The sequence below is a fragment of the Streptomyces sp. NPDC001617 genome (assembly GCF_053596855.1).
Genome location: NZ_JBSFHA010000027.1, coordinates 74617 through 84683 on the forward strand (window position 1 = coordinate 74617; position 10067 = coordinate 84683).

Consider the following 10067-nt stretch of genomic DNA (forward strand, 5'->3'; position numbering starts at 1 on the left):
GGGGGAGGGGAGACGACGGTATGGCGGGCAAGGGGCGGGTCACGATCCGGGAGGTCGCCGAGCGGGCGGGCGTGTCCATCGCCACGGCCTCGCGTGCGCTGAGCGGGAACCATCCGGTACCGGCCGCGACCCGCGCCCGGGTGCTGCGTGCCGCGCGCGATCTCGACTATGTCGCCAACGCGCACGCCCGGGCGCTGGTGGGGGGCGGCCGGAAGATGGCCGCGGTCGTCGTACGCCAGGTGACCAGCCCCTTCTACGCCCAGGTCGCCGAGGGGGTGGAGGCCGAGGCCGCCGACCGGGGGTGGCTGTGCGTGGTGGGCGCGACCGGTGGTGATCCGCAGCGCGAGATGGAGTTCGTGCAGTTGATGCGGGAGGAGGGGGCGCGGCTGGTGATCCTGGTGGGCGGGGTGGTCGAGGACGACGCGTATCGGGAGCGGGTCGCCCACTACGCACAGGCGCTGGACTCCTCCGGGGCGCGGCTCGTGCTGTGCGGCAGACCCTCACCCGACCCCGAGATCCCGGCGCTGGTCGTGGAGTTCGACAACGAGGCCGGAGCGCGGGCGGTCACGGCGCATCTGCTGTCGGCGGGGCATCGGCGGATCGTCTTTCTCGGCGGGCTGCCCGGCAACACGGCGCTGGACGCGCGTGTCGCGGGATACCGTGCGGCGCTCGCCGAGCACGGTCTGCCGGACGACGCAGGGTATGTCGTCGACTGCGGCCTCGGTCGGGCGGCCGGGTTGCGGGCGATGGCGGAACTCCTCAAGGAGACACGGGAGTTCACCGCGGTGGTGGCCGGGGACGACATGGTCGCCGCGGGTGCACTGCGAGCCATTTCCGATGCCGGGCTGAGTGTGCCCGGTGACCTCTCCGTCGTCGGCTACAACGACATTCCGCTCGCCGAGGACTTCAATCCACCGCTCACGACGGTGCGTACTCCCGCCGAGGAACTCGGGCGGGCGGCCGTGCGGATCGCGCTGCGTGATCCGGAGAACGCTGCTGCCCGTCACCACCTGCTCGGCACGCACATCGTCGTACGTCGAAGTGTGGGAGGGCCCAAAACCGTATGACCCTGTCGCCCTTCACCGGCTGGACGCGTGCCCACTGGGAGACGACCGCCGACCGGCTCCTCGACGGGCTGCTCCCGTACGCCACCCCGCACTTCGCCCAGTTCCGGCTGCCCGGTCCGCCCAGCCACTCCGGCCCCTGGTCGGACGGGCTGGAGGGCTACGCCCGCTCCTTCCTGCTCGCTTCCTTCCGCATCGCGGGCTCCGGCGGCCGGGTGAGCCCCGCCCTCATCGAGCGGTACGCCACCGGGCTCGCCGCCGGAACCGACCCGCACCACCCCGAGCACTGGCCGCCCATCACCGCTCGCGCCCAGCCCATGGTCGAGGCGGCTTCCCTGGCCATCGCCCTGCACGAGTCTCGTGCGTGGCTGTGGGACCACCTCGACGACCGCGTGCGTGAGCAGGTGGCGCACTGGCTCGGTGACTTCGTCGGTGCCGACGTCAACGACTCCAACTGGCGGCTCTTCCAGGTCATCGCGGAGGAGTTCCTCGCCTCGGTCGGCGCTCCGCACTGCCGGGCCGAGATCGACGCGGGGCTTGCCCGGCTGGACGACTGGTACCGCGGCGGAGGCTGGTACACCGACGGCGACGGGCGGAAGTTCGACTACTACAACGCCTGGGCGCTGCACCTCTACCCGGTGCTCTGGGCGCGGATCGCGGGCCCGCGCGCCGACCCCGACACGGTCGCCCGGCACCGCACGCGGCTGCACGCATTCCTCGGCGTGCACCAGTACTTCTTCGGCTCCGACGGCGCTCCGGTCCATCAAGGGCGGTCCCTCACGTACCGGTTCGCGGCCGCCGCACCGCTGTGGGCCGGCGCCCTCGCCGACGCCACCCCGCTGTCGCCCGGCCGTACCCGGCGTCTCGCCTCGGGCGCACTGAAGCACTTCACCGAACGCGGGGTCCCCGACGAGCAGGGTCTGCTCTCGCTCGGCTGGTACCGGCCCTTCCTCCCGGTCACCCAGCGCTACTCGGGCCCCGCCTCCCCGTACTGGGCGAGCAAGGCCTTCCTCGGGCTGCTCCTGCCCGAGAGCCACCCCGTGTGGACGGCCCCCGAGGAGCCCGGCCCCGTCGACACGGCCGACACCACCCTCGCCCTGCCGGCCCCGGGCTGGCTGCTGCACTCCACGGCGGCCGACGGGATCGTACGGCTCGTCAACCACGGGAGTGATCGGCTGCCGCCCCCGCCGGCCACCGACGAGGACAGCCCGCACTACGCGAAGCTCGCCTACTCCACCGCCACCGCCCCCGACACTCCGACGGGCCCCGACAACCACATCGCCCTGCTCGCCCCCGACGGGACGCCGTCCCAGCGCGGGCGCATCCATCCGCTGGGCGCCGAAGGGCGTCGTGCCGGGTCCTGGCAGGAGGGGGGTGTCGAGACCGTCAGTGTGGTGCACGGGCCCTGGGAGATCAGGGTCCATCGGATCGACGCGGGCGCCAACACGCCCGTACGGGAGGGTGGTTGGGCCATCGCCGACGACTCCGCGCCGCCGGTGGCCGAGAGCGGACCGGGCCGCGCCACGGCCCGCCGTGCCGACGGACTGACCAGCGCGCTCGTCGGCCTGCACGGCTGGGGCGACGCCGAGGGCGCCGTCGTACACGCCCTCGACGCCAACGCCTGCGGACGGCACTCCGCGACCCCGGTCCTCGAAGGCACCGGTCCGCTCCTGGTCACCCTGGTCGTCCTGGGCGTGGACCCCGTCGTCGCGGGAGCGAGCGCGACGGTCGAGGCCGACGGCACCGTTCAGGTGTGCTTTCCGGACGGCACCCGCGAACGGGTGCCGCGTCTCAGCGGTCCGCCAGCGTCATCGCCTGGTCCAGGGCCTGCAGGAAGGCGTTGACCGTCGGCCGGTCCCGTACCGCCAGGCGCAGCCACTCCTCGCCGAGTCCCGGGAACGTGTCGCCTCGTCGTACGGCGAAGCCCAGGTCCCGCAGATGGCGGCGGACGGCCGTCGCCCTCGGCAGTCGTACGAGGACGAAGGGGCCCTCGGCGGGTTCCACCACCCGGAGTCCGTCCGGGGCGAACTCGCCCAGCCCTGCGACCAGATGGGCCCGGTCGGCCGCGATGCGGTGGGCCGCGTGGGCCGCCTCCGCGAGGGCCTGCGAGCCGACGCAGGCCTCGGCTGCGGCGAGTGCCGGGGTGGAGACCGGCCAGAGGGGCTGGGCGCGTTCCAGGTCGGCGACGGTCTCCGGAGCGGCGAGGACATAGCCGATGCGGAGACCGGCCAGGCCCCAGGTCTTGGTGAGGCTGCGCAGGACGACCAGACCGGGGATGTCGGTCCGGCCGGCCAGTGCCTCCCGCTCGCCCGGCACCGCGTCCATGAACGCCTCGTCCACCACCAACGTCCGCCCCGGATGCGCGAGTTGGGCTATCGACTCGGCCGGGTGGAGGACGGACGTCGGGTTCGTCGGGTTGCCGATGACGACGAGGTCGGCCTCCTCGGGGACCGCCGCCGGGTCGAGGCGGAAGCCGTCCTCCTCGCGCAGGAGTACGCGGTCCACCGTGTGGCCGGCGTCCCGCAGCGCCGCCTCCGGTTCCGTGAACTGCGGGTGCACGACGACGGGTTGACGGACCTTCAGGGCGCGGGCGAGCAGCACGAAGGCCTCCGCCGCGCCCGCTGTCAGCAGCACCCGCTCCACCGGCAGCCCGTGCCGTGCCGCCACCGCCGCGCGAGCGGCCCGGCCGTCCGGGTAGGCGGCCAGGCCGGTCAACGACTCGGCGATCCGGGCCCGCAGCCAGGCCGGGGGCGTGTCCGCGCGGACGTTGACGGCGAGGTCGACCAGCCGCGCGCCGTCGTCCCGCACTTCCACGTCACCGTGGTGCCGCAGATCATGGGAGCTTCTGTCAGTGTGCATGGGCGTGTCCGCCGTGGTGGTGGTGCCCGTGGTGGTGATGGTGGCCGTCGTCGTCCGGGTGGAAGTGCGGCTGCTGCGGCAGACCGACCTTGTCCTCGAACCCGGGCAGCGCGATCCGGTACACACACGAGTCGCAGTTCATCCGCAGGTCGCCCTTCACCGCCTCCTCGTACCGCTCCATCACCAGGTCGAGCAGCTCCGGCTCCGGGCCGATGACCTCGGCCGACCGCACCTCGACCGCCGGATGCGCGGCCGCCCAGCCCTCGGTCTGCTGCTTCACCCGGTCCGGCAGGATGCCGGTGAAGAGGAAGTAGGGGAGGACGACGATCCGGCGGGCGCCGAGCCGGACGCAGCGGTCCAGGCCGCTCGGCACGTCCGGCGCCGCGAGCGACACGAACGCCGTCTCCACAGCCGCGTAACCGCGCCCCTCCCACAGCAGCCGCGCCGCCTTGTACACCTCGGCGTTGGCGTCCGGGTCGGTCGAGCCGCGCCCGACCAGCAGCACGGTCACGTCGGCCCGGTCCTCCGGCGTGCGCGCGGTGCCACCGAGCGCCTCGTCCAGGCGTCGCTCCAGGACGGCGAGCAGGGACGGATGCGGGCCCAGGGGGCGGCCGTAGGTGTACGAGATCCCGGCGTGCCGTTCCTTCTCGCGGGCGAGAGCCGCCGGGATGTCGCCCTTGGCGTGCCCGGCGGACACCAGCATCAGCGGTACGGCGGCGAAACGGCGTACGCCCCGCTCCACCAGCTCGGTGACCGCCTCGCCGAGCGGCGGCGGCGAGAGCTCGATGAAGCCGCCCGCGACGGGCAGTTCGGGATGGCGGCGGCCCAACTCCCGTACGAAGTCGCGGAACGCCTCGGCTCCGGCATCGTCCCGGGTGCCATGACCGGCGATGAGCAGGGCGGGCGGCGGGGTGGTCACGAGGTCTCCTTGTCGAGGGATTCGGGGTGGGGAACGGGGTGGTACAGCAGGGCGTTGAGCGCGGCGGAGGCGACCGCCGAACCGCCCTTCTCGGACACGTTGCTCACCGCGGGCAGCCCGCTCTCGCGCAACGCGGCCTTGGACTCGACCGCGCCGACGAAGCCGACGGGCAGGCCGATGACGAGCGCGGGGGAGGCGTCCAGGGTCAGCAACTCCTCCAGCGCGGTGGGCGCGTTGCCGATCACCCACAGGGCGCCGGGCCCGACCTGTTCGTAGGCGAGGCGTATCGCGTGCGCCGAACGGGTCAGCCCCTCCTCGGCCTTGGCGTCCCGCAGACGGCAGACGGTCTCGCGGCGCGTGATGCCCGCGGCCACCATCTCCACGTCCACGACGACGGGCGCACCGGCGTGCAGCGCCGCGTGCGCCTTCTCCAACTCGCCCTCGTCCATGACGAGATCGCCGGCGTAGTCGAGATCGGCGGCGGAGTGGATGACCCGCTCCACCACCGCCCGGGTCAGCGGCGGGAAGTGCGAGGTGTCCAGACGGGCGCGCAGGCGCCGGTAGGACTCCACTTCGATGGGGTGGATCACACGGTTCACCGGGCGCCCTCCGGGCCTGTGGCGGAGCCACTGATCGATGGAGCCTGCCAGCGATAGCCGCGCGGCGTCACCATACGCCCCGCGATGTCGCGGGTCGCCGTGTTGCCCACGGTCACGACCGTCATCATGTCGACCGTCGCCGGGTCGAGGGCGGCCAGGGTCGTCAGACGGCTGGACTCGTCCGGCCGGGACGCGTTCCGTACGACACCGACCGGCGTCGTCGGCTCCCGGTGCTCGGCGAGGATCGCCAGCGCCTTCGGCAGCTGCCAGTCCCGGCCCCTGGAACGGGGGTTGTAGAAGGTGACCACGAGGTCCGCCTCGGCCGCGGCGCGCACCCGCCGCTCGATGACCTCCCACGGCGTGTGCAGGTCGGAGAGGCTGATGGAGACATGGTCGTGGCCGAGCGGCGCGCCGAGGATCGCCCCGGCGGCGAGTGCCGCGGTCACGCCCGGAACGCCGATCACGTCGATGTCGTCCGACGCCTCCGCGAGCGCGGGCGAGGCCATGGCGTAGACGCCGGCGTCCCCGCTGCCGATCAGCGCGACGGCCTGTCCGCGCCGCGCCTCGGCGACGGCGGTACGGGCCCGCTCCTCCTCGGCGCCCAGCCCCGACTCCAGAACGCGGGTGCCGGGGCGCAGCAGGTCGCGGATCTGGTCGACGTACTGGTCGAGGCCGACGAGCACGCAGGCGCGCCGCAGTTCGGCCTTGGCGCGCGGGGTGAGCAGGTCGCGGGCGCCGGGTCCGAGCCCGACGACGGCGAGGCGGCCGCGGGCGGGGCGTCGGACGACGGCGCAGGTCGCCGTCGCCGGCTGTCCGTCGGCCCGCTCCGACTTCCGCTTGGGGACGAGGAGTTCACCCCCACGTACGAGGGCTGCGGCCTCGGCGACGGACGGCGTGCCGACAGCCGCCAGCGGGGCGTCGGAGGGGTTGGGCACCTCGACCGACGCCAACTCCTCGGCGGAGTACGTCACCAGGGGCACCCCCAGCCGCTCGGCGGCCCGTACGATCCCGGGCTCGTCGGCCTTGGCGTCGACGGTGGCGAGCTCGGCGAGGGAGGCGGGGGAGAGGCCGGCGTCGTGGAGGGCGGTCTCGATGAGGCCCAGGACCTCGTCGGCGGGGGCTCCCTTGGAGGCGCCCACGCCGACCACGAGGGACGGGGGCCGGAGAACGACCTCGTTGTCGCCGGGCTCGACGGCACGATCCGACAGGCGGATGGCGTACGAACCTTCGGTGGAGACCGGCAGAGCAGGCAGCGGCCAGGCCAACTCCTCCTTCAACGCCACTGGTTCACCGTCCAGCAGAGCCCGGGAGACCCCCGCGACATCGCCCTCGACGGGGAACCCGAGCGTGTCCAGCCCCGGCACGCCCACCGCGTCCGTCGCCGTCGTCACCACAGGCTGCGCCCCCAGCAACTCCCCGACCTCTGCGGTGAGTTCATTGGCGCCGCCCCCGTGTCCGCCGACCAGCGACACGGCGAACCGTCCGCCCTCGTCGACGCACACCACACCCGGGTCGGTCTTCTTGTCACCCAGCAGCGGCGCCACGAGCCGTACCACCGCCCCCGTGGCCAGGAAGCACACGAGCTGCTCGCACTCCGCGAACGCGGACCGTACGGCGTCCCCGACGGGACCCTCGTACACGCGCGTACGGTCCGGCCACGCGGCCGCCAGCCGGTCGCGCGCCGCCGCCCCCGCCGAGGTGGCGGAAATCAGGCCGATCACTGGGCAACTCCTTCACGAGAGGCGGGAGTTCGGACTCCCCACAACAGAAACACGGGGTTGGTGGCCGCGAGCCGGCTCACGTCCCCGGGCAACGGCGCGAGCCGCGACGACTGCAGCAGCACCCCGTCGCAGTCGAACCCGGCACCGGTCAGCGCCTCGCGCACCGCCGGCACCCGGTCCAGCGCGGCCAGGGCGACGACGACGGTCCGCCGGGCGCGGTGCGCGCACGCGGTGACGATGTCGGACAGCTCGCGCCCGCCACCGCCGACGAACACGGCGTCGGGATCGTCGAGTCCGTCCAGCACGGCGGGCGCCGAGCCGTGCACGACCTGTACGTCGACGCCGTGGGCGAGGGCGTTGGCGCGAATCCGCTCGACGCCGTCCGCCGCCTTCTCCACGGCGACCACGGCGGCCCCGAACCGCGCGCACTCCACGGCCACGGAACCGGAGCCCGCGCCGATGTCCCACACCAGCTCACCGAGGTGCGGCCCGAGCCGGGCGAGCGCCAGGGCCCGCACCTCGAACTTGGTGATCATCGAGTCGCGATGGGCGAACTCGGTCTCGTCCAGGGCCCATGGGGAGGGCCCGGCCGGCGCTCCGGCGACGGTACGCACACCGCCGAGGACCTGCCGTTCGTCGAGACACAGCACCACACTGACGTCCGATCCCCAGTCCCGTACCGCGGCCTCGGCAGGCGTGACCCACTCCACGCGCTCGTTCTCGGAACCGAGCGAGGAGGCGACGACGAGAGTGCGCGAGGTGTGCGGCAACGCCGCCCCCAACTCCGCGGGCCCCGCCCCCGGCCCCGTCAGCACCGCCACCTTCGCCCGCGCCCGGCACACGTTCACCGCGGTCCGCAGCTCCCGCCCATGGGCGCTCACGACCACCGCGTCGTCCCACGGCAACCCGACCCGCGCGAACGCGGCGGCGACGGACGACACCCCCGCCCGCACCTCCAGCCGCTCCGGCCCGAACCGCTCCGCCAGCACCCGTACGATCCCGAAGAACCCGGGGTCGCCGGAGGCCAGCACGACCACCCGGCCCTCCTTCTCCAGGTGCCGCTCGACGACGTCCAGCGCCGGCGCCAGCGGACCGAGGACGAGTTGCTCGGCGTCGTCCGGCACCGGAGCCGCGGCCAGGTGCCGGCGCCCGCCGACGACCAGCCGGGCCCCCGCCAGCACCTCCCGTACGTCGGCCGGGAGCGGCGCCCCCGTCCCCGTACCGACGACCGTGATCAGGCCGCTCACGTACTCGCCCCTCGCTCGCGCAGCGCCCGACGGGCCTGGGGGTCGGCCTTGCGGAACCCGTGGAAATGGCCGGGGTGGTAGAGGTGCGAGCGTGTGCCCTCGGCGTCCAGCGCGGGGCCGACCAGGAAGAGCGTGTGCTTCCAGAGCTTGTGCTCCTTGACCGTCTCCTCCAGCGTCCCGATCGTGCAGCGGACCAGCAGCTCCTCCGGCCAGGTCGCCTGATAGGCGACGACGACCGGGGTGGCGGTCGGATAGCCGCCCTCCAGCAGCTCCCGCACCAGCTGCCCACTGCGCGCGGCCGACAGGAAGATCGCCATGGTGGTGCCGTGCCGCGCGAACTCCCGTACTTCCTCCCCGGGCGGCATCGGTGTCTTGCCACCGCCCAGCCGCGTCAGGACGACGGACTGCGCGACCTCGGGAATCGTCAGCTCGCGCCGCGCGAGCGCGGCGACTGCGGAGAAGGCGGAGACACCGGGGACGACCTCGGTCTCGATGCCGATCCGGGCACACCGGTCGAGCTGCTCCTGCGTACCGCCCCAGAGGGCAGGGTCCCCGGAGTGGATGCGGGCAACCCGCAGCCCCTCCTCCCGCGCCCGCTCGTAGACGGCGACCACGTCCTCCAACGACATCGTCGCCGAGTCGAGAATCTCCACACCATCGCGCGCGTGTTCGAGGACCTCTGCCTGGACCAGGCTCGCGGCCCAGATCACCACGTCGGCCTCGGCGATGGCGCGCGCGGCACGGAACGTCAGCAGGTCGGCGGCGCCGGGGCCGGCACCGACGAAGGTCACCTTGCCGGTGGAGGCATCGGCCATGAAAATCGGTCCTCTCATGTACAACTCGGTCAAAACGTCTTACGATCGCGGCCGTGGAGGCCGCACGATGTGCACGAACGGCCGTTGATCGGATAACAAGGCCCCATGGCGGTCTTCGTCGCGCTCGGCGCGTTCCTGATGACGCTGGCCGGCGGCTGGACGGCACAGCGCGTGACCGACCGTCGCCATCTCGTCCTGGGACTGGCCGGCGGACTGATGCTGGGCGTGGTCGGCCTGGACCTGCTGCCGGAGGCGCTTCAGGCGGCCGGCGACGAGGTCTTCGGCGTGCCGGCGGCCCTGCTCCTCTTCGTGGCCGGCTTCCTCCTGGCTCATCTGGTCGAGCGCCTGCTCGCCGCCCGCCAGGCCGCGCACGGCGGCGAGGAGTCCGAGGCCCACGGCCGGGCGCCCGAGGTGGGCCTGACGGCGGCGGCCGCGATGGTCGGCCACAGCGCCATGGACGGCGTGGCGATCGGCGCGGCCTTCCAGGTCGGCGGCGGCATGGGCGCGGCGGTCGCCCTGGCCGTGGTGGCCCACGACTTCGCGGACGGCTTCAACACGTACACGATCACCAGCCTGTACGGAAACGCCCGCCGCAAAGCCCTGACCATGCTGTTCGCGGACGCCGCGGCCCCGGTGATCGGCGCCGCCTCGACGGCCTTCGTCACCATCCCGGAGGGCCTGCTCGGCGGCTATCTCGGCCTCTTCGGCGGCGTACTCCTCTACCTGGCCGCCGCCGAGATCCTCCCCGAGGCCCACCACGAACACCCCGCCCGCTCGACCCTGCTGTGCACGGTCGCGGGCGTGCTGTTCATCTGGTTCGTCGTCGGCATGGCGAGCTGATCC

At 73.5% G+C, this 10067-nt stretch carries 9 protein-coding genes; 3 read left to right on the forward strand and 6 right to left on the reverse strand.

Features of this window, described 5'->3' with window-relative positions; all coding sequences use genetic code 11:
• The first annotated feature begins 20 nt into the window (after positions 1-20).
• Entirely contained in the window at positions 21-1067 is a 1047-nt protein-coding gene (locus tag ACWC09_RS21635; RefSeq protein WP_450852191.1) for a LacI family DNA-binding transcriptional regulator, read from the forward strand.
• Positions 1064-2908, forward strand: a complete 1845-nt coding sequence (locus tag ACWC09_RS21640; protein ID WP_450852192.1) for a DUF2264 domain-containing protein — start codon at positions 1064-1066, stop codon at positions 2906-2908. The genes ACWC09_RS21635 and ACWC09_RS21640 overlap by 4 nt, the downstream gene beginning before the upstream one ends.
• Here ACWC09_RS21640 and cobC read toward each other — a convergent pair.
• Genes cobC through cobM form a run of 6 tightly spaced genes read right to left on the reverse strand, consistent with a single transcriptional unit; the run spans position 2856 to position 9224 of the window.
• Complete coding sequence (gene cobC / locus ACWC09_RS21645) at positions 2856-3923, reverse strand: Rv2231c family pyridoxal phosphate-dependent protein CobC (RefSeq protein WP_450852193.1); 1068 nt, start codon at positions 3921-3923, stop codon at positions 2856-2858. The genes ACWC09_RS21640 and cobC overlap by 53 nt on opposite strands.
• A complete protein-coding gene (locus ACWC09_RS21650; protein WP_450852194.1) occupies positions 3913-4842 on the reverse strand; it encodes a sirohydrochlorin chelatase in 930 nt (309 codons plus the stop codon). The genes cobC and ACWC09_RS21650 overlap by 11 nt, the downstream gene beginning before the upstream one ends.
• A complete protein-coding gene (locus ACWC09_RS21655) occupies positions 4839-5441 on the reverse strand; it encodes a precorrin-8X methylmutase (RefSeq protein ID WP_450852195.1) in 603 nt (200 codons plus the stop codon). The genes ACWC09_RS21650 and ACWC09_RS21655 overlap by 4 nt, the downstream gene beginning before the upstream one ends.
• The gene (cobJ, locus tag ACWC09_RS21660; protein WP_450852196.1) at positions 5438-7162 is read right to left on the reverse strand and encodes a precorrin-3B C(17)-methyltransferase; all 1725 of its coding nucleotides are present in this window, start codon (positions 7160-7162) and stop codon (positions 5438-5440) included. The genes ACWC09_RS21655 and cobJ overlap by 4 nt, the downstream gene beginning before the upstream one ends.
• Positions 7159-8400, reverse strand: a complete 1242-nt coding sequence (cbiE, locus tag ACWC09_RS21665) for a precorrin-6y C5,15-methyltransferase (decarboxylating) subunit CbiE (RefSeq protein ID WP_450852228.1) — start codon at positions 8398-8400, stop codon at positions 7159-7161. The genes cobJ and cbiE overlap by 4 nt, the downstream gene beginning before the upstream one ends.
• A 5-nt stretch (positions 8401-8405) precedes the next feature.
• Positions 8406-9224 carry a precorrin-4 C(11)-methyltransferase gene (cobM, locus tag ACWC09_RS21670; RefSeq protein WP_450852197.1) on the reverse strand — a complete coding sequence of 273 codons (819 nt, stop codon included), beginning with the start codon at positions 9222-9224 and terminating at the stop codon, positions 8406-8408.
• A gap of 105 nt (positions 9225-9329) precedes the next feature.
• Between cobM and ACWC09_RS21675 the strand changes: the two genes are divergently transcribed.
• A complete protein-coding gene (locus ACWC09_RS21675) occupies positions 9330-10064 on the forward strand; it encodes a ZIP family metal transporter (RefSeq protein ID WP_450852198.1) in 735 nt (244 codons plus the stop codon).
• The last annotated feature ends 3 nt before the right edge of the window (positions 10065-10067 follow it).